Raw genomic sequence first — 24,774 nt, 5'->3', positions numbered from 1 at the left:
CGCGTGGGTCCGTCACCGGGGGCGTGCCGGGCGGTGGGTTGGTCGCCGGGGGCGTGCCGAGTGGTGGGTTGGCCGCCGGGTGCGCGCCGGGCGCCCGGGCGTGCTGCACCCCGGTCCACCCCGTAGCGGGCGCCGCCGCCCGGCGGCTCCGGCGCGGTCCGGCGTGGGCCGGAGTCCTGGGCTGTGCCGCGTGCGGCCGGGTCCGCGGGCCGCGCCTCGACGTCCGCCGTCCCGGCCCGCCGCGCGACCGGGGACGTCGGCGCGTCCGGCGATGCCCGCCGCACGGCGGACCGGTCGTCGACCTGCCGACCCGGTGCCGCCTCGCCCTGGTCGGGCTGCTCTCCCGGGTCGCTGTCGGGTCGCCGCGCGTGCGGTCGTTCGGCGGTCATCCGCGGCGACGGCGGGTCTGCCACCACGCGGCCGCGCCGAGTGCGACCACGGCTGCGGCCCCGCCGAGCAGGCCGGTCGACGGCCCTTCGCCGCCGTTGTCCTCACCGTCGGCGCGCTCGCCGGACCGCCCGGGGCGTGCCGTGCCCGTCGCCGACTCGTCGCCGGAGTCCGCACCGGATCCCGTACCGGAACGGTCCGCCTGCTCGGCGCAGCCGGACCGCGGGTAGTCGGCGATGCCGCACAGCAGCGCCGACGAGCCGTAGCGCAGCGGCTTCGCGACGGCCGCGAGCGCCTCCGCCGCGCTCGCCCCACTGCGGACCCGCGCGCATGCGGTGCGGGCCGGGGGCGGGGTCTCGCCGTCGGGCGCGTGGGCCGCCGTACCGAAGTCGATGACGACGGCGACCCGCTTGGCGTCGCCCTTGGCCGGGGTGCCCGCGCAGATGGCGTCGAAGTCGGCGGCGCCGCGCGGCTGGGCGGCGTTCCGGGAGTCCTCGCTGACGGCGAACCGGAAGCCGATGGTCTCGCCGTCGTCCGGCCGCGCGGTCGACGGCCCCTGGGTGGCGTACGTCCACGCGTCGCCGTCCCGCTCCCAGAACGACCAGTAGCGGTAGCCCTGGGCGTGCGCGGGGGCGGCGCCCAGGACGACGAGCAGCAGCCCGGCGCACAGCGACGAGACCAGCGCGACCGGCCTGGCCGGCGCGTCCCGCCCGTACGGACGCCGTGCCACGGACCGTTCAGCCATCAGAGCTGCTGCTTCTTCCGGCCGCTGAGCAGGAAGCCGATGCCGATGCCCGCGACCGCGCACACGCCGATGAACCACCACAGGCCGAACGGGCTGTCGCCCTTGTCGTCCTTCTTCTTGTCCTCGTCGGCCTGCTTCTGCGTGCCGGAGTGGTCCGAGGCGGCCGCGGGCTTGGGGCCGGTGGCGTTCAGCGCACGTACCAGGTCCGTACCGCCGAAGTCGCGCGGGTCGCCGCCGACCGAGCGGGTGGCCAGGATCAGCTTGGCCAGCGCGCCCGGGTCGTCCTTGGCCCACGCGACCGCGCCGCTGTCCTTGCCCTGGAGCCAGGCGAGCGGCTTGGCGGCCGCGGCCCGATGCTCGCCCGCCGCGAGCGCGAGCACCGCGTCGGCGGTGCTGCCGAGGTCGGGCTTCGGGTCCTGGCCGGGCAGGGCGGCCATCAGGTGCTGGCCGTTCCCGGCCAGCTTGGCGACCAGGTACGCGTCCGCCGCGTCGGCGGCGTCCTCCGCCGCGGCCGCGCCCTTGGCCTTCGTGTCGCTCTTGTCGGCGCCCGCTCCGCACTCCAGCGGCTCGACCGCCTCGTCGTCGTCCCTGCCGACCGGCTCGAACACGAAGCCCTGGCCGGTGGCGCCGAGCGCGGCGGCGACGGTGGCCACGTCGTTCGGGGCCAGGTCGCCCTTACCGGGCTGGTACGCGAACGCCCCGCGCTCGTCCTTCTTCGCGTCGCAGCCCAGCCGCAGCGCGAGCAGCGCGTCGTACGGCGTCTTGCCGCCCTTCGCGGAGGCGATCTTCGCCGGGTCCTGCCCGGCGGCGGCGAGCGCGCCGACGGCCACGGCCGTGGAGTTGGCGTCGCTGTCGCCGCCGGGGTTCATCCCCCAGCCGCCGTCCTCGTTCTGGTTCTTCTTCAGCCAGCCGACGCCCTTCTCGACGGCCGCGCCGTGCCCGCCGACCGCGGCGAGCGCCTGCACGGCGGCCGCGGTGGCGTTGCTGTCGACGTTCTTCGCCGTGCACGGGGTGGCGGTCTCGTGCCGGAACGGCACAAAGCCGCCGTCCGCGCACTGCTGCCCGGCCAGCCACTTCACACCCGACTCCGCCGGGGTGACGCCGACCGCGTCCTGGGCGAGCAGCGCCAGGGACTGCCGCCACACGCCGTCGTACGTGGGGTCCTTGGTCCCGTACAGCCCCTGCGGCAGCGCGGACTGCTTCGGCTTCGGGGAGGGGGCGTCGTCGGCGAACGCCGCCGGGGCGGCGGCCGCGCCGAGGACGACGGAGACGGCCAGGGCCGCGGCGCTGCGGCGTACGTTCATGGACGGTGCCTCTCGGTGTGTGTTCGCGGTGTTCTGCACGCAGCTGAGACACGGCCGTCCACCCGTGCGCGGCACGCGCACGGTGGCACCGGGCTCAGCTCCGTAGACCTCGACGGTGCCGCGCACCGGTCGCGTCGGCGACCGGTGCGCGGGAGCCTTCGGTGTGGCCGACGGGTGCTCCGGCTCATACGGTCGGCCAGCCGTACCGGCGGGCGCGGGCCGTACTCACGGTTGCGGGTCAGCGCCGGAATCGCACCGGCTTTCCCCGATCGGTCACGCATGAAGTTGTGCACGCCCACCTTAACCGGCGCCTTACCGGGAGGTCGGAGGACCACCCGGCGCCGGGCGGGACTCACGCGGGACTCACACCGCCTGGTACGCGACCGGGTCGGTGCCCGGCACCGCCGCCGCCCGCCCCCGCTTCACCAGGTGCCGCAGATGCGCCTCCGCCTCCGCGACCGCGATGTTCCGCGAGCCGTACGGGATGTCCGCCCACGGGCGGTTCCAGCGCATGCGCTCGGCGAGCCGCCAGGGCGTGCGCGGGGTCGCCAGCAGGTCCCGTACGCCGGCCAGGCGGTCGGCGTGGTGGTCGAGCAGTTCGCCGACGCGGCGGTCGGCGCCGGTGAACGCGTGCTGATGGGCCGGGAGCACCTCGGCCGGGCCGAGCCGGCCCACGCGGCCGAGGGAGTCGAGGTAGTCGCCGAGCGGGTCGGCCTCCCCGCGGGTCCGTCGTCGTCCGGGTCCTCGTAGAGGCCGATGTGCGGGGAGATGCCCGGGAGCAGGTGGTCGCCGGAGAACAGCCGGCCGTTGCCGGGCGCGCCCGCCGGATGCTCCTCCTCCAGGTGCAGGCAGACGTGGCCCGGGGTGTGGCCCGGTGTCCATACGGCCCGCAGCCTGCGGCCGGGCAGGTCGAGGAGGGCGCCGGGGGCGATGTGCCGGTCGGGCAGCGCGGCGGCGAGGCCGGGCAGGTCGCCGGCGCGTCCCGCGGCGCGGGCGGCGCGCAGCGGGGCGAGGTGGTCCGCGGGCGCCCCGGCGGCGGCGAGCCGGTCGGTGAGGTAGTCGAGCCACCGGCCGGGCGCCGCGGCGCTGGTGCGGCGCACCACGGCCGCGTCGGCGGCGTGCATGGCCAGCCACGCGCCGGACGCTTCGCGCACCCGGCCGGAGAGCCCGTGGTGGTCGGGGTGGTGGTGGGTGAGGACGACGCCGTGGATGTCCGACACGGCGGTGCCGCAGGCGGTCAGGCCGGTGGTGAGTGCGTCCCAGGCCGTCGGATCGTCCCAGCCGGTGTCGATCAGGACCGGGCCGCGATCGGTGTCCAGGACGTGGACGAGGGTGTGGCCGAGCGGGTTGCCGGGGATCGGGACCGGGATGCTCCACACGCCGCCGCCGTGCGAGGTCACCGGAGCGGTCGCCTCATCGGTCACGTCAACCCCCTGTCGCCGCACGGCCGTTGCCCACTATAGCGAGAACTGGTATCAGTTTCTGACGTAGCGTCAGTTATTTGTCCGGAGCCGGGCGGCGGCCGAATCCCTGGAGGTTCCCACCATGACGGACCCCGCGAACGGCCGTGTCGAGTACGGCCACCTGGTCATCGGCGGCGCCCCGGCCGAACCCGCGGGCCGCGGCACCATCGAGGTCGTCTCACCGCACACGGAGGCGGTCATCGGCCGCGTACCGCACGCCACCCGCGAGGACGTGGACCGGGCGGTCGCCACCGCGCGCGCCGCCTTCGACGCCGGCCCCTGGCCGCGTAGCGACCCCAAGGAGCGGATCGCGGTCGTCACCCGGATCAAGGACGCGCTCGCCGCCCGGCACGAGGAGGTCGCCCGGACCGTCACCGCCCAGAACGGCAGCCCGTACTCCTGGAGCGTCCTCGGCCAGGCGCTCGGCGCGGTGATGGTGTGGGAGGCGGCCCTCGCGGTCGCCCGCGACACCGGCTACGAGGAGCGGCGCACCGGCATCCTGGGGCCGCTGCTGGTGCGGCGCGCCCCGGTCGGGGTGGTGGCGGCCGTCGTGCCGTGGAACGCCCCGCAGTTCGTGGCCGCGGCCAAGCTCGCGCCCGCGCTGCTGGCCGGCTGCCCGGTGATCCTCAAGCCCTCCCCGGAGGCCCCGCTCGACTCGTACCTGCTCGCGGAGATCGCCGCCGAGGCGGGGCTGCCGGACGGCGTGCTGTCCGTCCTGCCCGCGGGCCCGGAGGTCGGCGAGTACCTGGTGGGGCACCCGGGCGTCGACAAGGTGTCGTTCACCGGGTCCGTGGCAGCGGGCCGGCGCGTCATGGAGGTCGCCGCCCGCCGACTGACGCGGGTGACGCTGGAGTTGGGCGGCAAGTCGGCGGCCGTCATCCTGCCCGACGCCGATCTGGACGCCGCCGTCGGCGGCATCGTCCCCAACGCGTGGATGAACAACGGCCAGGCGTGCGTTGCCCAGACCCGCATCCTCGCCCCGCGCGACCACTACGCGGAGATCGCCGAACGCCTCGCGGCCGCCGCCTCCGCGCTGGTCGTCGGGGACCCGTTCGACCCGGCCACCCAGGTCGGCCCGCTGGTCGCGCGCCGCCAGCAGCAGCGCTCGTTCGACTACATCGACCTCGGGCGGCGCGAGGGCGCCGAACTGCTCACCGGAGGCGGCCGCCCCGCCTCCCCCGAGACCGGCTGGTACGTCGAACCGACCCTCTTCGGGAACGTCCGCAACGACATGCGGATCGCCCGTGAGGAGATCTTCGGCCCCGTCATCTGCCTGCTGCCGTACGAGAGCGAGGAGGAGGCGGTGCGGATCGCCGACGACTCCGATTACGGGCTCTCCGGCAGCGTGTGGACCGCCGACGTCGAACGCGGCATCGGCGTGGCCCGGCGCATCCGCACCGGAACGTTCTCCGTGAACACCTTCAGCCTCGACATGCTCGGCCCGTTCGGCGGCTTCAAGAACTCCGGCCTGGGGCGGGAGTTCGGCCCCGAGGGGTTCGCCGCCTACCTGGAGCACCAGACGATCCATCTGCCCGCCGACTGGGAGGGCTGAGGTGATGGGGGACACGGCGGATACGCCGGACACGGGGGACCGCTGGCGGGTGGAGGTCGACCGCGCGCTGTGTGTCGGCTCGGGGATGTGCGTCCATACGGCGCCGGAGGCGTTCCGGCTCGACGCGTCCCGTCGGTCGCGGCCGTCCGACGCCGAAGTGCCGGCCTCGGACGCGGTGCTGAGCGCGGCGGAGGGCTGCCCGGTCGAGGCCGTCCTGCTGCGCCTGAGCGGCACGGGCGAACCGGTCTTCCCTCCGGAGGACTAGCTCGGGGAGTGGGTCCTGCCCGGTGGCGCGGTGATGTCGATCAGCCGGCACACCGTCTCGATGTCGATCTTCACCTGGGCGATCGACGCCCGCCCCGACAGCCAGGTGACCAGCGCCGAGTGCCACGTGTGCTCGATCACCCGCACCGCGGACAACTGCTCCGCCGTGGGCGGGCCCTGAAGCCCCATCGCGTCCAGGATGATGGCCGTGGTCAGCCGGGAGACCGTGTCCACCTCCGGGCTCACCGAGCGGTCCGCGAACGTCAGGGCCCGCACCATCGCGTCCGCCAGGTGCGGCTCCCGCTGGAGTGCGCGGAAGGCGCGCATCAGGGTCTGGGCGACCCGGGCGGCGGGCTCCCGCTCGGTGGGCGGCCGCTTCCGCAGCGTCTCGTGCATCTGCTGCAACTGGTCCTGCATCGTCGCGACGAGCAGATGCACCTTGGAGGGGAAGTAGCGGTAGAGCGTGCCGAGCGCCACGCTGGACAACTCGGCCACCTCGCGCATCTGCACAGCGTCGAAGCCGCCGCGGCTCGCCAGCTGGGCACTGGCGTGCAGGATCCGGCGGCGACGCGCCTCCTGCCGCTCGGTCAGCTGCAAGGAGGCTGGCTTGGCTTCTGCGGTCATGTGTCCTACTTCGGTGCGTTCCGTCTGCAGGCTGCGGACTCCGTGCATGATGGCAGGGCCGGAGGAACGGCGCGAGTCATTCACGTCGTCGCGGCAGGCCGGCCGAGGGCGGCCCCCAGTGGCGCGGATCACCTGTCCTGCCCCGGGGGAAGGTGGCATGGGCAGGTATCTTCGAGACTTCTCCGGCGATCCGTAAGTGAAACTTGTTCTAGCCGTTTGCTTGCGGATACGCTCCCGCTGAACTGCACCGAGAAGGGGGCCGCGAGTGACCGGCGACAGGCCGCTGCGCATCGCGCTGCTCACCTACAAAGGGAACCCGTTCTGCGGCGGCCAGGGCGTGTACGTGCGCCATCTGTCGCGCGAGCTGGCACGGCTCGGCCACAGCGTGGAGGTCATCGGCGCGCAGCCGTACCCCGTCCTCGACGACGGCGTGCCCCTCACCGAGCTGCCCAGCCTCGACCTCTACCGGCAGCCCGACCCCTTCCGCACGCCGCGGCGGGAGGAGTACCGCGACTGGGTCGACGCCCTGGAGGTCGGCACCATGTGGACCGGCGGCTTCCCCGAGCCGCTGACGTTCAGCCTCCGCGCCCGCCGCCACCTGGCCGCCCGGCGCGGTGAGTTCGACGTCGTCCACGACAACCAGACCCTCGGCTACGGGCTGCTCGGCCTGGACCGGATCGGCTTCCCGCTCGTCACCACGATCCACCACCCCATCACCGTGGACCGCCGACTGGAGCTCGCCGCGGCCACCACCTGGAAGCGCCGCCTGTCCGTGCGCCGCTGGTACGGCTTCACCCGCATGCAGAAGCGGGTCGCCGCCCGGCTGCCCTCGGTGCTCACCGTCTCCGGCTCCTCCCGCCAGGAGATCATGGAAGACCTCGGCGTGCGCCCGGACCGGATCCACGTCGTCCCCATCGGCGCGGACACCCGGCTGTTCTCGCCGGACCCGGCCGTCCCCGAGGTGCCGGGCAGGATCGTCACCACCTCCAGCGCCGACGTCCCGCTCAAGGGGTTGGTCCATCTCGTCGAGGCGCTCGCCAAGGTCCGCGCCGAGCGGCCCGACGCCCACCTCGTCGTCGTCGGCAAGCGGCCCGAGAAGGGCCCCGTGGCCGACGCCGTCGCCCGGCACGGACTCGACGGCGCCGTCCGGTTCGTCAAGGGCATCAGCGACGCCGAACTCGTCGACCTCGTCCGCGGCGCCCAGGTCTCCTGCGTCCCCTCTCTATATGAAGGCTTCTCCCTCCCGGCGGCCGAGGCCATGGCCACCGGCACCCCGCTGGTCGCCACCACCGGCGGCGCCATCCCGGAGGTCGCGGGCCCCGACGGCGAGACCTGCCTGGCCGTACCGCCCGGTGACGCGGACGCGTTGGCCACCGCGCTCGGCCGGCTGCTGGGCGACGCCGACCTGCGGCGCAGACTCGGCGCGGCCGGCCGGGACCGCGTCCTGGCCCGCTTCACCTGGGAACAGGCCGCCCGCGGCACCGCCGAGCACTACCGCGCCGCCATCGAGGCGCGGCGTGCCACCGCCCGCGCCGGGATGCCGCGACCGGCCACCGCCCCGCCCCGGCAGCTCACCTGACCTACGGGGACGGCCCGCCCGGTCCGCCGTCCCCCCCCCGCCCGCCCCGACCGACCGCCTGCCACCCGCCGGACGAAAGCAGACCCCATTGCTGACCGTCGACTTCTCCCGCTTCCCGCTCGCCCCCGGCGACCGCGTCCTCGACCTGGGGTGCGGCGCGGGGCGGCACGCCTTCGAGTGCTACCGGCGCGGCGCGCACGTCGTCGCGCTCGACCGCAACGGCGACGAGATACGAGAGGTCGCCAAGTGGTTCGCCGCCATGAAGGAGGCCGGTGAGGCCCCCGAAGGCGCCACCGCCACCGCCATGGAAGGCGACGCGCTCGCCCTGCCCTTCCCCGACGACAGCTTCGACGTCGTCATCATCTCCGAGGTGATGGAGCACATCCCGGACGACAAGGGCGTGCTCGCCGAGATGGTCCGCGTGCTCAGGCCCGGCGGCCGGATCGCGGTCACCGTGCCGCGCTACGGGCCGGAGAAGGTCTGCTGGGCGCTGTCGGACGCGTACCACGAGGTCGAGGGCGGCCACATCCGCATCTACCGCGCCGAGGAACTCCTCGCCAAGATGCGCGAGGCCGGGCTGCGCCCCTACGGCACCCACCACGCGCACGCGCTGCACTCGCCGTACTGGTGGCTCAAGTGCGCCTTCGGCGTGGACAACGACAAGGCCCTGCCCGTCCGCGCGTACCACAAGCTGCTGGTCTGGGACATCATGAAGAAGCCGCTGGCCACCCGGCTCGCCGAGCAGGCGCTCAACCCGCTGATCGGCAAGAGCTTCGTGGCCTACGCCACCAAGCCGCACCTGCCCGCGGGGGACGCCGCGGCCGACGCGACCGGTCGGGCGGGGGCATGACGACGCCAGGCCGTACCGAACGCCTCGTCCTGCCCGGCGTCCTCACCGCCGACCAGGCCGCCCGCACGGTCGCGGGCATAGCGTCCGTACAGCGCGCCGACGGCGCCATACCGTGGTTCCGCGGCCACCACCTCGACCCGTGGGACCACATCGAGGCCGCCATGGCACTCGACGCCGCGGGCGAGCACGAGCGTGCCGAGGCCGCCTACCGTTGGCTCGCCGCCCACCAGAACCCGGACGGCTCCTGGTACGCGGCCTACCCCGACACCCCGGACGGCGTCGACACCGCCCACCCCACCGACAGCGGCCGCGAGACCAACTTCTGCGCGTACATCGCCGTCGGCGTCTGGCACCACTACCTCTCCACCGGCGACGACGCCTTCCTCGACCGCATGTGGCCGACCGTCGTCGCCGCCGTCGAGTTCGTCCTGGCCCTCCAGCAGCCCGGCGGCCAGATCGGCTGGCGGCGCAACGCGGACGGCGGCGCCGACACCGACGCCCTGCTGACCGGCAGCTCCTCCATCCACCAGGCGCTGCGCTGCGCGCTGGCCATCGCCGAGCACCGCGAGGAACCCCAGCCCGACTGGGAGGTCTCCACCGGGCTGCTCGCCCACGCCATCCGCCGCCACCCCGAGCGGTTCCTCGCCAAGGACCGCTACTCCATGGACTGGTACTACCCGGTCCTCGGCGGCGCCCTCACCGGGGCCGCCGCCAAGCAGCGCATAGAGGAGGGCTGGGAGCGCTTCGTCGTCCCCGGCCTGGGCGTGCGCTGCGTCATCCCCAACCCCTGGGTGACCGGCGGCGAGAGCTGCGAACTGGCGCTCGCCCTGTGGGCCATGGGCGAGTCGGACCGCGCGGTCGACATCCTCCAGTGGATCCAGCCGCACCTGCGCGCCGAGGACGGGATGTACTGGACGGGGTACGTCTTCGACGACGGCGTCGTCTGGCCCGAGGAGCGCACGGCGTGGACCGCGGGCTCGCTGCTGCTGGCGGTCGCGGCGCTCGGCGGTGACGAGGCGACCACGGCGGTCTTCGGCGGGGAACGGTTGCCGACGGGCCTGGAGTCGGGCTGCTGCTGACTCCGGGGCCGCCACATCGGCCCCGGGCCGCCACATCGGCTCCGGAGGCCGTGCCGGGGCTGGTGCCGTCAGCCCCGGGTAGCCGCTCCGGGCAGCCGCCCGGACAAGCGTTCCCCGCCGCCACGCGCCGACGGGTTGTCAGTGGCAGCGCCTACGCTTGCGACCATGACCTTCCAGGGACCTGACCGCCGTTTGGGCCACGACCGCTACTGCGCCGAAATCCTCGCGCAGACCGACCAGTTGCGCGCCGACCTCGCCGGCGCCGATCTGTCGGCGACCGTTCCCACCTGCCCGGACTGGAGCCTCGCCGACCTGGCCCGCCATGTGGGCGGCGCGCACCGCTGGGCGGAGACGATAGTGCGCACGCGCGCCACGGCGTTCGTGCCGCAGGACGAGGTCCCGGGGGTGCCCGGGCCCGGCGGCGAGGACCCGGCCGCACTGGACGCGTGGCTGGCCGAGGGCGCCCGGCTCCTCACCGGGACGCTCCGCGCGGCGGGCCCCGAGGCCCTGGTGTGGACCTGGACCCCGGCGGGCACCGCGGGCTTCTGGGCGCGCCGGATGGTGCACGAGACGCTGGTGCACCGGGCGGACGCCGCGCTCGCCGCGGGGCGGGAGTTCGCCGCCGACCCGGAGGTGGAGGCCGACGCGGTCGACGAATGGCTGGAGATCCTGGGCGGCCCGGCGGGCCCCGTGATCTCCCCCAAGCTGTCCGGGCTGCGCGCCGCCGCCGGTGGCAGCATCCACCTCCACGCCACCGACGCCGCCCCGGAGACGGCGGCCGAGTGGACGATCGAGCTGGACGGCGAGGGGTTCGCCTGGAGCCGGTCGCACAAGAAGGCCACGGTCGCGCTGCGCGGCCCGATGGCCGACGTGCTGCGCGTGTTCTTCCGGCGGCTGCCCGCGGACAGCGACCGCGTCGAGGTGCTGGGCGATGCCACGGTGCTCGACGTATGGATGGAGAACGTCAGCTTCGGCTGACGGGCGGTGCGGGTGGCCCGGGGGCGGCGCCACTGGCTGAGCCTCAACAGTCGGAAACACTCGAACCTCAGCCGTTGAGTTCGGCGAGCACCCGCAGCGTGTCCGGGTCCGGGGCGGTGACCAGCAGGTCCGTCACCGGGCCGGCACGCCACAGCGCCAGCCGCTCCGCGATCCGTTCCCGCGGCCCCACCAGCGAGATCTCGTCGGCGAAGGCGTCCGGCACCGCGTCCACGGCCTCCGCGCGGCGGCCTTCGCGGAACAGCCGCTGGATGTGCCGGGCTTCGTCCTCGAAACCCATCCGAGCCATCAGATCGGCGTGGAAGTTCCGGGCGGTGTGCCCCATGCCGCCGATGTAGAAGCCGAGCATCGCCTTGACCGGCCGCAGCCCTTCCGCGACGTCGGCGCAGAGCCGGGCCTGGGCCAGGGGCGCGACGAGGAAGCCCTCGGGCGCGGCCGCCAGCGCCGCCTCGTACAGCTCCGCGCGATGCGGCGACCAGTACAGCGGCAGCCAGCCGTCCGCGATCCGCGCCGTCTGCGCGATGTTCTTGGGCCCCTCCGCGCCCAGGAGGACGGGCAGGTCGGAACGGAGCGGGTGCGTGATCGGCTTGAGCGGCCGACCGAGCCCGGTGCCGTCCTCGCCCGCGTACGGATGCGCGTGGAAGCGGCCGTCGAGCCGCACCGGACCCTGACGGCGCAGCACCTGCCGTACCACGTCGACGTACTCCCGGGTCGCGGTCAGCGGACTCGCCGGGAACGGCCGCCCGTACCAGCCCTCGACGACCTGCGGCCCGGACAGCCCCAGTCCGAGCAGCAGCCGACCGCCGCTGAGATGGTCGAGCGTGAGGGCGTGCATGGCGGTGGCGGTGGGGGTCCGCGCGGCCATCTGGGCCACGGCCGTCCCCAGCCGGATCCGGCTGGTCCGGGCGGCGATCCAGGTGAGCGGGGTGAAGGCGTCGGACCCCCAGGACTCGGCGGTCCATACGGAGTGGTAGCCGAGCTCTTCGGCGTACAGGGCCAGTCGGAGGTGGTGCGGGTCGGGGCCGCGCCCCCAGTATCCGAGCGCCAGGCCGAGCCGCATGCCGTTGCCTCCGCAGTCGTTTGACGGTGTGTCAGCTTAGGGGGCTACGGACTGTACGGACCCGGCGCGGGAATGGCAACGGCCCCCCGCCCGTGACCGGGCGAGGGGCCGAGGTTGCGCTATGACGTGATCAGCCGCGCTGGATGCCCGTGGTGTCCTGGAGCACACCGCGGCGGCCGTCCTGGGTCTGGGCGACGAGCGCCTGACCGCGCTGCTCCACCGCCAGGTACCAGGTGCCGGGGGCCAGCTCCGCGATGGTCGTCGAGGAGCCGTCCTCCGCGTACAGCGGGCGGGCCACCGGAACCGCGAACCAGAACGGCGCGAAGTCCGCGGAGCCGCCGGCCGCCGGAGCGGGCTGCGCGGCACCGGCCCCCGCGGCCGGACCGGGCTGCGCCGGCTGGCCGCCGAAGGGCTGCGGCTGCTGCTGACCGAAGGGGGCACCGGCCTGCTGGGCGTTCGGGTAGCCGTAGCCACCCTGCTGCGGGGCGGCGGGGCCGCCGTACGGGGTCGGGGCGGGCGCGGGGCCGCCGGCGCCCATCAGCGGGGCCTTGAGGGCGGGCACGATCGGCGTCGCGACCGCGGCGGCGGCCAGGACCAGGGCGGCGATCAGGCCGAAGATCAGGCCCGTGCCGGCGTCGGGCGATTCGCCGCGCCCGAGCTCGCCCTCGAAAATGACGTTGAAGGACTGGGTGGTGTCGAACATCGCGCCGAGCGAGCTCCAGGCGGCGGCGACGGTGAAGCCGATGCCGAACTGCCCGAGGTCGAGGCCGATGATCTTGCGGCCCTGGAACATGGCGCCGCCCGCCACGATGAGCCCGGCGCCGATGATGCCGGCCAGATACACGCTCATCAGGAGATTGCCGTTGTCCCAGGCGGTGGGGACGTCGTCGCCACCGCCGTCGAAGGTGTCAAGGAACGAGGCGATGAACAGCAACACCGCTGCTCCGATCACCACGCCGTCGCCTCGAGTGAGAGAGCGGATGTTCAACGTTTGGTCCTTAGTCGTCTCGTTGGTTATCGGGTTGCTGTCGCCGGTACACGAGGTGCTTGGCGCGGGGGTGGTTCCCATCGTACGGGGGAATCTATCGGCGGACCCGCCGGGTCGTCCTCTCGGTATCTCCCCGTTACGGTGCCGTTTCGCGCCGCGGACCTATTGCCCGCCTTACCCCCGCAAGAAGTCCGTAATGCCCTGCGCGATCCCTTGCGCCGCCCGTTGGCGCCACGCCGCGTCGGTGATCAGCTTCGCGTCCTTCGGGTCGCGCATATTGCCACACTCGATGAACACTTTGGGAATCGTGGAGAGGTTGAGGCCGCCGAGATCGTCGCGGACGGTCAATCCGGTGCCGCCGCCGAGGTAGTTGGCGGGCTTGGCATCGGTCGCGTCGCCGAACTCCCTGATGAGGTGCCGGGCGAGGGTACGGGACGGTGCGGCGATCGCGGAGGTGTCGGCGCCGCCGCCGCGCACGGTGGCGGGCGCGATGACGTGGAAGCCCCGGTCCCCGGAACCGGCGCCGTCCGCGTGGACCGAGACGGCGGCGTCCGCGTGCGCCCGGTTCCCGATCGCGGCCCGCTCGTCCACACACGGGCCGAACGGCCGGTCGTCGTCCTGCGTGAAGACCACTTTCGCGCCCCGCGTTTCCAAGATCTCGCGGACGCGCCGTGAGACGTCGAGCGTGAAGGACGCTTCGGCATAACCGGAATTAGTGGCCGCGCCGGTGGTGTCGCATTCCTTCTTGTTCGTGCCGATATCGACGAGGCGGGCGATCTCGGAGGGGTGTCGGCGATTCTGCGGATTGTGGCCCGGGTCGATCACCACGACCTTGCCTTTGAGGCTGCCCTTGCCCGAGGCGTCGGAGTTGTCGGAGTCATCCGAGTGGTCGGAGTCGTCGGCATTCTCCGGAGTGGTCGGTCCGTGGCTCACCGCGGGCCGTGCGTCGTCGCCGTCCCGCGCGCCATGGTCGCCGATGGCGGACCACACCAGCCAGCCCGCGCCGCAGACGAGCGCCAGGGCGGCCAGGGTGACGAGGGTGCCGCGCAGGCGGCTCTTGGTGGGGGGAGTGCTGCCGTTCGACATCCGGGCGATGGTAGCCGCAGTGCCGACGCGCCCGTGTGAGCGCCTCGGCGGGGTCCACCGCCCGGCCGCCTGGCGGCTCCCGAGAACTTACGCGCTCCTGCGGCCTTACCGCTCCCGCCGCCCGGCCGCTTCCGCCCGGCTCAGGCGGTGCCCGTCAGACGGCAGTCCCCGGCACCCGGCGCAGCACGCGCAGCGAGCGGGTCGCCGACACCTCGGTGAACGCGCCCGACTCCAGGGCACGGCGGTAGATCCGGTACGGGGCCTGGCCCGTCCACTCGTCCACCGGGTCCGGGAACACGTCGTGGATGACCAGCAGTCCGCCGGGCGCGACATGCGGGGCCCAGCCCTCGTAGTCGGCGGTGGCGTGCTCGTCGGTGTGCCCGCCGTCGATGAAGACCAGTCCCAAAGGGGTGTTCCAGACGGCCGCGACCCGCGGCGACCGGCCCACCATGGCGATCACGTGCTCTTCGAGGCCGGCGGCGTGCAGGGTGCGGCGGAAGGTGGGCAGGGTGTCCATCAGCCCGACCTCGGGGTCGACGACGGTCGGGTCGTGGTACTCCCAGCCCGGCTGCTGCTCCTCCGACCCCCGGTGGTGGTCGACGGTGACGGCCACGGTGCCGGCCGCCCGCGCGGCGTCGGCCAGCAGGATCGTGGAACGGCCGCAGTACGTGCCGACCTCCAGCAGCGGCAGCCCGAGCGGGGCGGCCGCCTCCGCCGCCTCGTACAGGGCCAGGCCCTCGTCTGCGGGCATGAAGCCCTTCGCCGCCTCGAAAGCGGCGAGGATCTCAGGCTTGGGGGCCATGTCTGTTCCTCCTGGTCCAACGGCTCGCGCCCATGCTGCCGTACGGTCCGCGACGGCCGGACGGCGCCCCGGGCCCGCGCCCGCCGGACCGCGCCCCGGCTCGGCCCGCCTCGGCGGGGGTGCTAGGCATGGCATACCGCCGCGGGTGGACCGCATCCGCGGCTGGAGAGACGGGAGAACAGTCATGAGCCCCTTCCCTGACGCCGGAGCCGACGACCCCGGATTCCCCGGCACAGGGCGCCGCGTGCTGGTCAGCGGCGCGTCCCGCGGGGTCGGCCGGGCCGTGGCGCGGGCGTTCGCGGCCAACGGCGACCGGGTCGCGGTCCACTACGGCACCCGCAAGGACGAGGCCGAGGCCACCCTCGCCGCGCTGGAGGGCACCGGACACGTGCTGCTGAGCGCGGACCTGACGGACGCGGGGGAGACCGCGCGGCTGACGGACGCGGCGGCGGACGCGCTCGGCGGCATCGACGTCCTGGTGAACAACGCCGCGGCGGCCGCGCCCGCGCACCCGCCGGCCGACACCCCGTACGAGGAGTGGACGGCCGTCTGGCAGCGGCAGATCGCGGTCAACCTGGTGGCGACCGCCAACCTCAGCCAGCTCGCCGCGCGCCGCATGATCGACCAGGGCGGGGGCGGCCGCATCGTCAACGTCGGCTCGCGCGGCGCCTTCCGGGGCGAGCCGGACCACCCGGCCTACGGGGCGACGAAGGCGGCCGTGCACGCGCTGGGCCAGTCCCTGGCGGTGGGCCTCGCCCCGCACGGCATCGCGGTCACCTCCGTCGCACCGGGCTTCATCGACACCGACCGGGTCGCCCACCGGCTCGGCGGGGCGGAGGGCGAGGCCATCAAGGGCCAGAGCCCGTTCGGCCGGGTCGCGCGGCCGGAGGAGGTCGCGGCGGCCGTGCTGTGGCTGGCATCGCCGCAGGCCCAGTGGAGCTCGGGCACGGTGCTGGACCTCAACGGGGCCTCGTACCTGCGGACGTGAGTACCTGCGGACGTGAGCCCGCGACCGGCCCTGGCGAGCGTGGGTCCATGGAGCCGGCGGGTCCATGGCGAGGCTGCCGGGCCGGAAAGGCCCGGCATCCGCCAGGTGGCTGACGGGGCGTCAGCAGCCTTCCCAGTCCCGGAGGGATGGGCTATACATGGGCCATCGGCTAGAACGCGTTCCAGTTGCGCGCGGGCAGGCCGACCGATCACGGCCCCGGCACGGCCGACGGTGCGGACGGACGGGCCGGGGTCTTCGGACCCGTACCCCCGGCCAAGGAGCGCTCACCCGATGCCCATCGACGCCGCCAAGGCCATCGCGGCCGACCCCCGCAGCACCGAGATCGCCTGGGACCACAAGGACGTCCAGCTCTACCACCTCGGCATCGGCGCGGGCAGCCCGGCCACCGACCCCGCCGAGCTCCGCTACACCCTGGAGAGCAGGCTCCATGTGCTGCCCAGCTTCGCGACCGTCGCGGGCGGAGGCATGGCCCTGGCGGGCGGGCTCTCCGCGCCCGGGATCGAGGTCGACCTCGCCGCCGTCCTGCACGGCGGCCAGCGCGTCGAGCTGCACCGGCCCATCCCCGTGCGGGGAACCGCCACCCAGAGCTCGCGTGTCGCCGCCGTCTACGACAAGGGCAAGGCCGCGGTCATCGTGCTGCGCGGCGCCGCCGCGGACGCCGACGGGCCGCTGTGGACCTGCGACACCCAGATCTTCGTCAAGGGAGAAGGCGGCTTCGGCGGCGAGCGCGGCCCCTCGCAGCGGCTCGACCTCCCCGCCCGCGAGCCCGACCACACCCTGCTGCGGCCCGTCCGCGAGGACCAGGCCCTGCTCTATCGCCTCTCCGGGGACTGGAACCCGCTGCACGCCGACCCGGAGTTCGCCGCCCGCGCGGGCTTCGACAAGCCGATCCTGCACGGCCTGTGCACGTACGGCATGGCGCTGAAGGCCGTGGTGGACACCGTCCTCGACGGGGACGTGGGCAGGGTCCGCTCCTATGCCACCCGGTTCGCCGGGATCGTCTTCCCCGGCGAGACCCTGCGCCTGCGGCTGTGGCGGGACGAGACCCGCGTCCAGGCGTCCGTCACCGCGGTGGAGAGGGATGACGCGCCGGTCCTCGCCGACACGGTGGTCGAGCACACCTGACATCCGCTGGACCGTACGACCTGATGTGGCATCCGCCCGACCGTACGAGAGGAGCGCACCGTGCGCGCAGCCGTACTGCACGAGACAGGGCAGGACAAGCTCGAAGTCCTCGACGACGTGGAGCCCACGGGCTTCGGTCCCGGCAAGGTCAGGCTGCGCGTACGGGCCACCGGGCTCTGCCACTCCGACGTGTCCGCGATGAACGGGGTCCTGCCGCAGCCGGTGCCCTTCGTCCCCGGCCACGAGGGCGCGGGCGAGATCGTCGACGTCGGCGACGGGGTGACGGGCCTGAGTCCGGGCGACCGGGTGCTGGTGTGCTGGCTGCCCGCCTGCGGCGGCTGCCCGGCCTGCCGCCGCGGCCAGACCCACCTGTGCCTGACCGGGTTCATGAACGCGGGGACGCCCAACTTCAAGCGGTCCGGCGGCGAGGCGCGCTCCCGCGACGTCTTCGGCTTCGCGGGCACCGGCACCTTCGCCGAGGAGATCGTGATCGGCGCGGGCTGCGCCGTGCCGATCCCCGACGACGTCCCGTTCGACATCGCGGCGCTCATCGGCTGCGGGGTGACCACCGGCCTCGGCGCCGCCCTCACCACCGCGAATGTCGAGGCCGGTTCGTCCGTCGCGGTCATCGGCTGCGGCGGCGTGGGCATCAGCACCATCCAGGGGGCCAGGGCCGCGGGCGCCGCGCAGATCGTCGCCGTCGACCCCGTCGAGTCCCGGCGCGAGGCGGCCCTGCGCTTCGGCGCCACCGAGGCGGTCGCCCCCGACGCGCTGGCCGACGCCCGCAACCGGGTCACCGCGGGCGAGGGCTTCGACTACGTCTTCGAGGTCGTCGGCACCTCCGCCACCGCCCGCACCGCCTACGACGCCACCCGGCGCGGCGGCACCCTGTGCGTCGTCGGGGCGGGGGCGCTGGACGACTTCCTCCGGATCAGCATGTTCGAGCTGTTCTTCGACGAGAAGCGCATCCTGCCGTCGCTGTACGGCGGCGGGAACGTGCTGCGCAGCTACGAGCGGGCCATCGCGCTGTGGCGCGCGGGCCGGATCGACCTGCGCGGGCTGATCACCCACCGGGTGCGGCTGGGCGAGGTCAACGACGCGATCGACCAGATGCGGACGGGCGCGGCGCTGCGCACCTGCATCGAGATCTGAGGAGGCTCTGGTGCGGGGAGAGAGCGGGTCGCAAGGGAGGGCCGTGTCAGGGGAGGCCGTATCCGGGGCCGTGTCCGGGGCCGTGTCCGGGGAGGCCGTGTCACCCGTATTACAGGGCAGGACCGCGATCGTCACCGGTGCCGGACGCGGCCTCGGCCGCGCCGAAGCCCTCGAACTGGCCCGGCTGGGCGCCCACGTCGTCGTCAACGACCACGGCGTGCCCGGGCGCGACGGCTCCGGGGCGGCGTCGCCGGCCCCCGCCGAGCAGGTCGCGGCCGAGATCCGCGCGGCGGGCGGCAGCGCACTGGCCCACGCGGGCGACGTGGCCGACTTCGCGCAGGCCCGCGCGCTGGTGGAGCTGGCCGTCGACACCTACGGCGCGCTCGACATCCTGGTCAACAACGCGGGCATCCTCCGCGACCGGATGGTCTTCTCGATGTCGGAGGAGGAGTGGGACTCCGTCATCCGCGTCCATCTCAAGGGCCACTTCAACACCACCCGCTTCGCCGCCGCCCACTGGCGGCAGCGCGCCAAGGCGGCGGGCGGCCCGGTCCACGGCCGGATCGTGAACACCGCCTCCGAGGCGTTCCTGGCCGGATCACCGGGACAGCCCAACTACGCGGCGGCCAAGGGCGGCATCGTGGGCCTCACCACCTCCACGGCCGCCGCGCTCGCCCGCTACGGCGTGACGGCGAACGCCATCTGCCCGCGCGCCCGCACCCGGATGACCGAGGACGTCTTCGCGGCCGTGCCGACGGGCCGGGCGGGGGATCCGGGGGAGGCGGCCGGGCCGGACCCGCTCGCGCCCGAACACGTCGCCCCGCTCGTCGGCTACCTCGCCTCGCCCGCGGCCGCGAAGGTCAGCGGTCAGCTGTTCGTGGTCCACGGCGGAATGGTCGCCGTGCTGGAACGGCCCAAGGTGGCGGCCAAGTTCGACACGGCCAAGGACGTGTTCACCGTGGCGGAGCTGGACGAGCTGCTCACCCCGTACTACGACGCGCGGCCGCCGGGCGAGTCGTTCGCCGCGGTCGACGTGCTGGGCCTGGCGCGCGGCTGAGCACCTTCCGCCGGGCCCCGGGGGACCGGCCTCAGGAGGTCGGCGTCTGGGCGGGCCGCCGGTGCCTGCCGAGAACGGGCGCCTGTGTGTCCTCGGACGCGGCCTGAAGACCACGGTGCCGCCCCGCTCCCGCGGGCATCGGCGCCGCCGTCTGCTGCGAGCGCGTCGCGGTGGTGTCGGCCTGGGCTTCGGACATGGGAAGTCACTCCGTCACATCGGTCCTGCTGGGTACGGGAGGCCCACCACGACCCATGTCCATGCGCCATCGGAAAGTCCTGTGACAACACCGGTACGGCAACCGCATCGATGGCGAACAGAACGTATGGCCGCACAGCCCCCCGCAGGAGTGTATCCACGCCAGTGATCGCGAAGCGAGTCCAGGGCGCGCTCCGGGGGGCGGCGCCGGACTAACGGGCCTGCGCGGCCTGCGCCATGGGGGCTTGCTGGAGCGGCACCGGCCGGGCCGTGCCGGTCGGCTCCGCGGCGGTCGGCTGCCCGTGCCCGGTATCCGCCGGCTGCGCGTGGCCCGCATCGGCCGGTTGGTCATGGGCCGTATCGGCCGACTGCCCGTGTTCGGCCCCCGCCGGCCGTCCGTGTCCCGCGCCCGCTCCGGCGTCCGGCACAGCCAGGGGAACGGCCCCTGCCGCGGCGGCGAACGGGGCGACGGCCTCCCAACCGCCCGGCCGCTGCGCCCCAACGGCCCTCCCCGCCACGCCGCTTGGCCGCGCCGGACCGCTCGGCGTCGCCTCCGTGCCCGGCTGCGCCGCGGTGTGCGGTTCCGTACGCGGCGGAGCCTGCCGGTCGTCACCCACCGCGGCGTGCAGGGCGGTCCGCAGCGGGGCCTGCCGCTCCGTACGCGCCGCGGTGTGCGGCTCCGCACGCACCGCGGCCTGCCCGTCCATCCGCACCGCGGCCTGCCGGTCCATCCGCAGCGACGGCTGCTGGTCCATCCGCAGGGACGTCTGCCGGTCCGCCCGTACCAGAGTCCGCCGGGCCGTACGGGCCGGAGCCTGCCCGGCCGTACGGGCCGGAGTCTGGCGGCGGGCGCGGGCCAGGCCGCACGGCACGGCCTCCGTCGCGTACGGCAGCAGCAGTTCGCCCTCGCGGGTCCACAGCCCCGCGCCCGCCAGCCACCCGGCCGGTGGCGCGAGCCGTCGTAACTGCCGTTCGGCGGGGCGCCACAGCCCGATCCACGACCCGTCGGCGCCGTCGACGCGAAAGGCGACCGCGCACCGCTCGGGCGTCAGTACCTGGCCCGGCTGCACGGCGAAGGGCGTCGCCGCCGCGTCGGCCAGCCGCAGGCACTCCGGGAACCGCACCGGGAGCGTGCTGCCCAGCACGCCCCACCCCAGCCGCTCGTCGCCGGGCGCGTCGGACCGTACGAGCAGCAGACCGCTGTCCGGGTCGGCCAGCAGCAGACGGTCCTCGCTGCTCTCTGTGATCTGCAGCAGCGGGGTGGTCCGGCCGCCGCGCCGCAGATCGACGGCGACGGTCTTCGTGCGGCCGTCGAGCTCCCGGTCCAGGGCGAGCAGCCCGCCGGTACGGTCCAGCCAGGACCCGCCCGTACAGCGCCCGGGGATCTCGGCCACCCGCCGCGGCTCGCCGCCGTCGTGCACCAGCCACAGCGAGGTCGTCTCCGGGCCGTGCCCGAGCGCGAACGCCACGCTGCCGCACGGCGCGGGCGGCAGCAGCGACACCTCCGGGCAGTCGACGGCACCCAGCGGCCGCTCGCCGGTGTCCGGGCCGGTGGGGTAGAGCAGCGAGAACGTGTGGCGGTCCGCGACCCGGCGGCGGATGAGCACCCGCCCGTCCGCGAGCGGCTGCACCTCGCTGTCGGGCTCCTCGGGCTGCGTACCGGGCAGCGGCACCGCGTAGGGCTCCGGGCCGCCCAGCGTCCAGCGCTCCGGGTACCAGTTGCCGGTGGCGCCGCAGAGCGCCAGCCGGGCGGCGTACGAACCGTCCGCCGTGATCGTGAGCCCCGTGCGCGGCGTCCGCGTGGCGTCGCCGCTGCTGCTGTCCGGGGCGGTCTCGATGGCACAGGCCGTCATGGTGAACGTCACCTCCGGCTGCAGAACGTAGTTTTCGCACTTCCAGGCGAACCAGGCAAGTTGCGGGCGTTCACACATAAGGGTGGCCGCCGCCCGATTCGCCTGAAGCGGCGGCGGTGTGTGTGCTGCGGGCGAAACCCGTGGTCACAGGCGCTCGGGCGGGGTCAGGGGGCGCCTGGGAGTGCGCAATACGCTGAGCGGACAGTAAGCCTGCCCCGGCGGTCCCGTTTCACTCCGGTCACTCCGGGGCGCCTCCGGGGCGCCGCCCCGGGCGGCGGTCACCGACGGTGAGCGGACACGAGCCCCGTGCCGGTCCGTGGTCGCGCGGTCCGCCGTGATCGCGGGGCCCTCGTGGTGGCGGGCCGTCGTGGTCGCCGCGTCGCGGGGGCCGTCGTGGTCGTGGCGCCGTCGTGTCGTGGGGGCCTTCGTGGTCGTGGCGCCGCCGTGGCCGCGGGGCCGCCCTGGTCGCGGGGCCGCAGGCGCGGGCGGCGCGCGGACGTGCCCGGGAGGTAACCTCTGACCCGTGCCCGCACTCATCGACGTCCTCGCCGCGCTCGACACTCTCTGGCCCCCGAGCGGGCGGAGCAGTGGGACGCCGTCGGCACCGTCTGCGGCGACCCGCAGGCCCAGGTCGGCCGGGTGCTCTTCGCGGTCGACCCGGTGCAGGAGGTCGCCGACGAGGCGATCCGGCTCGGCGCCGACCTGCTGATCACCCACCACCCGCTGTATCTGCGCGGTACGACCACCGTGGCGGCCGACACCTTCAAGGGCCGTGTCGTCCACACCCTGATCAAGCACGACATCGCCCTGCACGTCGCGCACACCAACGCCGACCGCGCCGACCCCGGCGTCTCCGACGCCCTCGCCGGCGCGCTCGACCTGCGGATCACCGGCCCCCTCGTCCCCGACCCGGGCGACCCGGCGGGCCGCCGCGGCCTCGGCCGTATCTGCGAGCTCGAAGTCCCGCAGACCCTCGCCGAGTTCGCCCAGCGGGCCGCCGAGCGGCTGCCCGCCACCGCGCAGGGCATCCGCTTCGCCGGCGACCCGGACCGCCAGGTCCGCACGGTCGCCGTCTGCGGCGGCTCTGGCGACAGCCTCTTCGACGAGGTGCGCGCGGCGGGCGTCGACGCCTATCTCACCGCCGACCTGCGCCACCACCCCGCCTCCGAGGCCAGCCAGCACAGCCCGCTCGGGCTGGTGGACGCCGCCCACTGGGCCACCGAGTGGCCCTGGACCGAGCAGGCGGCCGCCCAGCTCGACGAGATCTCCGACCGGCACGGCTGGGGCCTGCGTACCCATGTCTCCCGTACGGTCACCGACCCCTGGACCGGCCGCACTGCTCAGGCGGTGCCCTCTGTCCCCACCCACACACCAGGAGCCCCACACTGAACGCCGCGCCCGCCGACCAGATCCGCCTCCTCGACGTCCAGGCCCTGGACGTCCGGCTCTCCCAGCTCGCGCACAAGCGCCGGACCCTGCCCGAGCACGCCGAGATCGAGAGCCTGAACGCCGATCTGACGCAGCTGCGCGACCTGCTGGTCGCCGCGCAGACCGAGGAGAGCGACACCGCCCGCGAGCAGACCAAGGCGGAGCAGGACGTGGACCAGGTCCGCCAGCGGGCCGCCCGCGACCAGAAGCGCCTCGACTCCGGCACCGTCACCTCGCCCAAGGACCTGGAGAACCTCCAGCACGAGATCGCCTCGCTCGCCAAGCGCCAGGGCGACCTGGAGGACATCGTCCTGGAGGTCATGGAACGCCGCGAGTCCGTCCAGGAGCGGGTCGCCGAGCTGACCGGCCGGGTCGAGTCCGTCCAGGCGAAGGCCGACGACGCCACGGCCCGGCGGGACGCCGCCGCCGAGGAGATCGACGCCGAGACCGCGACCGTCACCAAGGAGCGCGAGGTCATCGCCGGCACCATCCCGGACGACCTGCTGAAGCTCTACGACAAGCTGCGCGCGCAGCAGGGCGGCGTCGGCGCGGCCCGGCTCTACCAGCGCCGCTGCGAGGGCTGCCGCCTGGAGCTGAACATCACCGAGGTCAACGAGGTGCGGGCCGCCGCCCCGGACGCCGTGGTGCGCTGCGAGAACTGCCGCCGCATCCTGGTCCGCACGCCCGAATCGGGGCTGTGATGCGGGAGTTCGTCGTCGAGGCGGACGGCGGGTCCCGGGGCAACCCGGGGCCCGCGGGCTACGGAGCCGTCGTCCTGGACCCGGCGACGGGCGAGCCGCTCGCCGAGGCCGCCGAGTACATCGGCACGGCCACCAACAACGTCGCCGAGTACCGCGGTCTGATCGCGGGGCTGCGCGCCGCCCACGCCCTGGACCCCGAGGCGCGGGTGCGGGTCCGGATGGACTCCAAGCTCGTCGTGGAGCAGATGTCGGGCCGCTGGAAGATCAAGCACCCGGCGATGCAGCCGCTGGCGGCGGAGGCGAAGACCGTCTTCCCGGCCGGCCAGGTGACGTACGAGTGGATCCCGCGCGAGAAGAACAAGCACGCGGACCGACTCGCCAACGAGGCGATGGACGCCGGGGCGAAGGGCGGCCAGTGGCGGCCCAGGACGGCGGTGTCGGGCGCCGTGGGTGCGGTGGGTACGGCGGGTGCGACGAGCGCGCTGGCTACCGCGAGTGGGCCTGGGGCCGCCGCGGGCGCCGATCGCGGCGCACGGGCGGTGGCCGTCCCGGCTCCGGCCGACCGCACCACCCACCCGGTGGAGGCCACGGCCGCCGCCGAGCCGCAGGTCACGTCCCCTGCCGAGGCGCAGGCGCCCGCGGCCCCGCCCGTGGGCTGGGCCGCCCCCGCCGACCTGGGCGCGCCCGCCACGCTGGTCCTGCTCCGGCACGGCGAGACGGCGCTCACCCCCGAGAAGCGCTTCTCCGGCAGCGGCGGCACGGACCCCGAGCTCTCGCCCGCCGGGCGCCGCCAGGCCGAGCAGGCCGCCGCGGTGCTTGCCGCGCGCGGCACCGTCCAGGCCGTCGTCAGCTCACCGCTCCGGCGCTGCCGGGAGACCGCGGAGACCGTGGCGGCCCGGCTCGGGCTCGACGTCCGCATCGACGAGGGGCTGCGCGAGACGGACTTCGGCGCGTGGGAGGGGCTGACGTTCGCGGAGGTACGTGAGCGGTACCCGGACGACCTGGACGCCTGGCTCCGCTCGGCGAAGGCCGCGCCGACCGGCGGCGGCGAGAGCTTCGCCGCGGTCGCCCGCCGCGTGGCCCTCTCCCGCGACAAGCTCATCGCGCGCTACGCGGGCAAGACGGTGCTGGTCGTCACGCATGTGACCCCGGTGAAGACGCTGGTCCGGCTGGCCCTCGGGGCGCCGCCGGAGTCGCTGTTCCGGATGGAACTCGCGGCGGCGTCGCTTTCGGTGGTGGCGTACTACGCGGACGGCAACGCGAGCGTGCGGCTGCTGAACGACACGTCCCACCTGCGCTGACGAGCCCGACGCGCGGCACCGATCGCCGACCGGCGACCGGTGCCGGGCGTCGGCCGACGCCTGGTACGGGACGGCCGCACCGTGCCCTGCCCGGTCGCCGTCGTGGCACGGCGGTCGTGGCACGGCGAGAGGGCGAGCCGCCGCGCCACCGACGGGCGTCGGAGCTCCCCGACG

Annotated in this window: 20 protein-coding genes, 3 pseudogenes and 1 riboswitch; of the genes and pseudogenes, 13 read left to right on the top strand and 10 right to left on the bottom strand. The window is 74.7% G+C overall.

Annotated features, from left to right (window positions below):
• Positions 1-385: 385 nt before the first annotated feature.
• From Q3Y56_RS09355 to Q3Y56_RS09345, 3 genes and pseudogenes are all read right to left on the bottom strand, one after another.
• The gene (locus tag Q3Y56_RS09355; protein WP_304461483.1) at positions 386-1,132 is read right to left on the bottom strand and encodes an SCO2322 family protein; all 747 of its coding nucleotides are present in this window, start codon (positions 1,130-1,132) and stop codon (positions 386-388) included.
• Positions 1,132-2,436, bottom strand: a complete 1,305-nt coding sequence (locus Q3Y56_RS09350; RefSeq protein ID WP_304461482.1) for a prenyltransferase/squalene oxidase repeat-containing protein — start codon at positions 2,434-2,436, stop codon at positions 1,132-1,134. Before Q3Y56_RS09350 ends, Q3Y56_RS09355 begins: the two co-directional genes overlap by 1 nt.
• Before the next feature lie 151 nt (positions 2,437-2,587).
• Positions 2,588-2,725: riboswitch (cobalamin riboswitch) on the bottom strand.
• 74 nt (positions 2,726-2,799) lie between these two features.
• Positions 2,800-3,860: pseudogene (locus tag Q3Y56_RS09345) on the bottom strand (MBL fold metallo-hydrolase).
• Between the two features lie 121 nt (positions 3,861-3,981).
• Here Q3Y56_RS09345 and Q3Y56_RS09340 point away from each other — a divergent pair.
• Together Q3Y56_RS09340 and Q3Y56_RS09335 are read left to right on the top strand one after the other, a co-directional pair.
• On the top strand, positions 3,982-5,451 hold the full coding sequence (locus Q3Y56_RS09340) for an aldehyde dehydrogenase (RefSeq protein WP_304461481.1): 1,470 nt from the start codon (positions 3,982-3,984) through the stop codon (positions 5,449-5,451).
• A 4-nt stretch (positions 5,452-5,455) separates the two neighbouring features.
• Positions 5,456-5,716 carry a ferredoxin gene (locus Q3Y56_RS09335; protein WP_304461480.1) on the top strand — a complete coding sequence of 87 codons (261 nt, stop codon included), beginning with the start codon at positions 5,456-5,458 and terminating at the stop codon, positions 5,714-5,716.
• Here the strand turns inward: Q3Y56_RS09335 and Q3Y56_RS09330 are convergent.
• Positions 5,713-6,339 (bottom strand): TetR family transcriptional regulator, encoded by a 627-nt coding sequence (locus tag Q3Y56_RS09330; RefSeq protein WP_304461479.1) that lies wholly within the window; start codon positions 6,337-6,339, stop codon positions 5,713-5,715. The two genes, Q3Y56_RS09335 and Q3Y56_RS09330, sit on opposite strands and share 4 nt — an antisense overlap.
• Before the next feature lie 265 nt (positions 6,340-6,604).
• Here Q3Y56_RS09330 and Q3Y56_RS09325 point away from each other — a divergent pair, with 265 nt between their 5' ends.
• From Q3Y56_RS09325 to Q3Y56_RS09310, 4 genes are all read left to right on the top strand, one after another.
• Positions 6,605-7,918 (top strand): glycosyltransferase family 4 protein, encoded by a 1,314-nt coding sequence (locus Q3Y56_RS09325; RefSeq protein ID WP_304461478.1) that lies wholly within the window; start codon positions 6,605-6,607, stop codon positions 7,916-7,918.
• Positions 7,919-8,006: 88 nt separating this feature from the next.
• On the top strand, positions 8,007-8,768 hold the full coding sequence (locus Q3Y56_RS09320) for a class I SAM-dependent methyltransferase (RefSeq protein WP_304461477.1): 762 nt from the start codon (positions 8,007-8,009) through the stop codon (positions 8,766-8,768).
• Positions 8,765-9,847, top strand: a complete 1,083-nt coding sequence (locus Q3Y56_RS09315) for a prenyltransferase (protein WP_304461476.1) — start codon at positions 8,765-8,767, stop codon at positions 9,845-9,847. Before Q3Y56_RS09320 ends, Q3Y56_RS09315 begins: the two co-directional genes overlap by 4 nt.
• Positions 9,848-10,012: 165 nt before the next feature.
• Positions 10,013-10,825, top strand: coding sequence for a maleylpyruvate isomerase family mycothiol-dependent enzyme (locus tag Q3Y56_RS09310; protein ID WP_304461475.1), 813 nt, complete (start codon positions 10,013-10,015; stop codon positions 10,823-10,825).
• A gap of 67 nt (positions 10,826-10,892) precedes the next feature.
• Here the strand turns inward: Q3Y56_RS09310 and Q3Y56_RS09305 are convergent, their stop codons facing one another.
• The 4 genes from Q3Y56_RS09305 to Q3Y56_RS09290 all read right to left on the bottom strand — a co-directional run bounded on the left by Q3Y56_RS09305 (position 10,893) and on the right by Q3Y56_RS09290 (position 14,779).
• Positions 10,893-11,903 carry an LLM class F420-dependent oxidoreductase gene (locus tag Q3Y56_RS09305; RefSeq protein WP_304461474.1) on the bottom strand — a complete coding sequence of 337 codons (1,011 nt, stop codon included), beginning with the start codon at positions 11,901-11,903 and terminating at the stop codon, positions 10,893-10,895.
• Positions 11,904-12,033: 130 nt separating this feature from the next.
• Entirely contained in the window at positions 12,034-12,891 is an 858-nt protein-coding gene (locus tag Q3Y56_RS09300; protein WP_304461473.1) for a hypothetical protein, read from the bottom strand.
• Between the two features lie 174 nt (positions 12,892-13,065).
• Positions 13,066-13,977 carry an N-acetylmuramoyl-L-alanine amidase gene (locus Q3Y56_RS09295; protein WP_304461472.1) on the bottom strand — a complete coding sequence of 304 codons (912 nt, stop codon included), beginning with the start codon at positions 13,975-13,977 and terminating at the stop codon, positions 13,066-13,068.
• 154 nt (positions 13,978-14,131) lie between these two features.
• Entirely contained in the window at positions 14,132-14,779 is a 648-nt protein-coding gene (locus Q3Y56_RS09290; RefSeq protein ID WP_304461471.1) for a class I SAM-dependent methyltransferase, read from the bottom strand.
• A gap of 184 nt (positions 14,780-14,963) precedes the next feature.
• Between Q3Y56_RS09290 and Q3Y56_RS09285 the strand changes: the two genes are divergently transcribed.
• The 4 genes from Q3Y56_RS09285 to Q3Y56_RS09270 all read left to right on the top strand — a co-directional run bounded on the left by Q3Y56_RS09285 (position 14,964) and on the right by Q3Y56_RS09270 (position 19,122).
• On the top strand, positions 14,964-15,767 hold the full coding sequence (locus tag Q3Y56_RS09285; RefSeq protein ID WP_304461470.1) for an SDR family NAD(P)-dependent oxidoreductase: 804 nt from the start codon (positions 14,964-14,966) through the stop codon (positions 15,765-15,767).
• Positions 15,768-16,058: 291 nt separating this feature from the next.
• Complete coding sequence (locus Q3Y56_RS09280; RefSeq protein WP_304461469.1) at positions 16,059-16,913, top strand: MaoC/PaaZ C-terminal domain-containing protein; 855 nt, start codon at positions 16,059-16,061, stop codon at positions 16,911-16,913.
• A gap of 60 nt (positions 16,914-16,973) precedes the next feature.
• Positions 16,974-18,065, top strand: coding sequence for a Zn-dependent alcohol dehydrogenase (locus Q3Y56_RS09275; RefSeq protein WP_304461468.1), 1,092 nt, complete (start codon positions 16,974-16,976; stop codon positions 18,063-18,065).
• A gap of 97 nt (positions 18,066-18,162) precedes the next feature.
• Positions 18,163-19,122 carry a 3-oxoacyl-ACP reductase gene (locus Q3Y56_RS09270; protein WP_304461467.1) on the top strand — a complete coding sequence of 320 codons (960 nt, stop codon included), beginning with the start codon at positions 18,163-18,165 and terminating at the stop codon, positions 19,120-19,122.
• Positions 19,123-19,153: 31 nt separating this feature from the next.
• Here the strand turns inward: Q3Y56_RS09270 and Q3Y56_RS09265 are convergent, their stop codons facing one another.
• Together Q3Y56_RS09265 and Q3Y56_RS09260 are read right to left on the bottom strand one after the other, a co-directional pair.
• Positions 19,154-19,318 carry a hypothetical protein gene (locus tag Q3Y56_RS09265; protein ID WP_304461466.1) on the bottom strand — a complete coding sequence of 55 codons (165 nt, stop codon included), beginning with the start codon at positions 19,316-19,318 and terminating at the stop codon, positions 19,154-19,156.
• 850 nt (positions 19,319-20,168) lie between these two features.
• Positions 20,169-21,170, bottom strand: a pseudogene (locus Q3Y56_RS09260) (hypothetical protein); the annotation flags it as partial.
• Between the two features lie 523 nt (positions 21,171-21,693).
• Here Q3Y56_RS09260 and Q3Y56_RS09255 point away from each other — a divergent pair.
• The 3 genes and pseudogenes from Q3Y56_RS09255 (at position 21,694) to Q3Y56_RS09245 (ending at position 24,600) form a co-directional block, all read left to right on the top strand.
• Positions 21,694-22,559: pseudogene (locus tag Q3Y56_RS09255) on the top strand (Nif3-like dinuclear metal center hexameric protein).
• Positions 22,556-23,299, top strand: coding sequence for a zinc ribbon domain-containing protein (locus Q3Y56_RS09250; protein ID WP_304465532.1), 744 nt, complete (start codon positions 22,556-22,558; stop codon positions 23,297-23,299). The pseudogene Q3Y56_RS09255 and the gene Q3Y56_RS09250 overlap by 4 nt, the downstream one beginning before the upstream one ends.
• Entirely contained in the window at positions 23,296-24,600 is a 1,305-nt protein-coding gene (locus Q3Y56_RS09245; RefSeq protein ID WP_304461465.1) for a bifunctional RNase H/acid phosphatase, read from the top strand. The genes Q3Y56_RS09250 and Q3Y56_RS09245 overlap by 4 nt, the downstream gene beginning before the upstream one ends.
• Positions 24,601-24,774: the final 174 nt, after the last annotated feature.

This window comes from Streptomyces sp. XD-27 (assembly GCF_030553055.1).
Classification (GTDB): domain Bacteria; phylum Actinomycetota; class Actinomycetes; order Streptomycetales; family Streptomycetaceae; genus Streptomyces.
This window is presented reverse-complemented; position numbering and strand designations above follow the sequence as displayed.

What these genes read in the sequence shown, in the direction of transcription:
- Q3Y56_RS09330 (WP_304461479.1), bottom strand. Translation starts at nt 6,339, where the DNA reads ATGACCGCAGAAGCCAAGCCAGCCTCCTTGCAGCTGACCGAGCGGCAG.
- Q3Y56_RS09355 (WP_304461483.1), bottom strand. Translation starts at nt 1,132, where the DNA reads ATGGCTGAACGGTCCGTGGCACGGCGTCCGTACGGGCGGGACGCGCCG.
- Q3Y56_RS09265 (WP_304461466.1), bottom strand. Translation starts at nt 19,318, where the DNA reads ATGTCCGAAGCCCAGGCCGACACCACCGCGACGCGCTCGCAGCAGACG.
- Q3Y56_RS09310 (WP_304461475.1), top strand. Translation starts at nt 10,013, where the DNA reads ATGACCTTCCAGGGACCTGACCGCCGTTTGGGCCACGACCGCTACTGC.
- Q3Y56_RS09290 (WP_304461471.1), bottom strand. Translation starts at nt 14,779, where the DNA reads ATGGCCCCCAAGCCTGAGATCCTCGCCGCTTTCGAGGCGGCGAAGGGC.
- Q3Y56_RS09285 (WP_304461470.1), top strand. Translation starts at nt 14,964, where the DNA reads ATGAGCCCCTTCCCTGACGCCGGAGCCGACGACCCCGGATTCCCCGGC.
- Q3Y56_RS09305 (WP_304461474.1), bottom strand. Translation starts at nt 11,903, where the DNA reads ATGCGGCTCGGCCTGGCGCTCGGATACTGGGGGCGCGGCCCCGACCCG.
- Q3Y56_RS09335 (WP_304461480.1), top strand. Translation starts at nt 5,456, where the DNA reads ATGGGGGACACGGCGGATACGCCGGACACGGGGGACCGCTGGCGGGTG.
- Q3Y56_RS09295 (WP_304461472.1), bottom strand. Translation starts at nt 13,977, where the DNA reads ATGTCGAACGGCAGCACTCCCCCCACCAAGAGCCGCCTGCGCGGCACC.
- Q3Y56_RS09350 (WP_304461482.1), bottom strand. Translation starts at nt 2,436, where the DNA reads ATGAACGTACGCCGCAGCGCCGCGGCCCTGGCCGTCTCCGTCGTCCTC.
- Q3Y56_RS09315 (WP_304461476.1), top strand. Translation starts at nt 8,765, where the DNA reads ATGACGACGCCAGGCCGTACCGAACGCCTCGTCCTGCCCGGCGTCCTC.
- Q3Y56_RS09340 (WP_304461481.1), top strand. Translation starts at nt 3,982, where the DNA reads ATGACGGACCCCGCGAACGGCCGTGTCGAGTACGGCCACCTGGTCATC.
- Q3Y56_RS09280 (WP_304461469.1), top strand. Translation starts at nt 16,059, where the DNA reads ATGCCCATCGACGCCGCCAAGGCCATCGCGGCCGACCCCCGCAGCACC.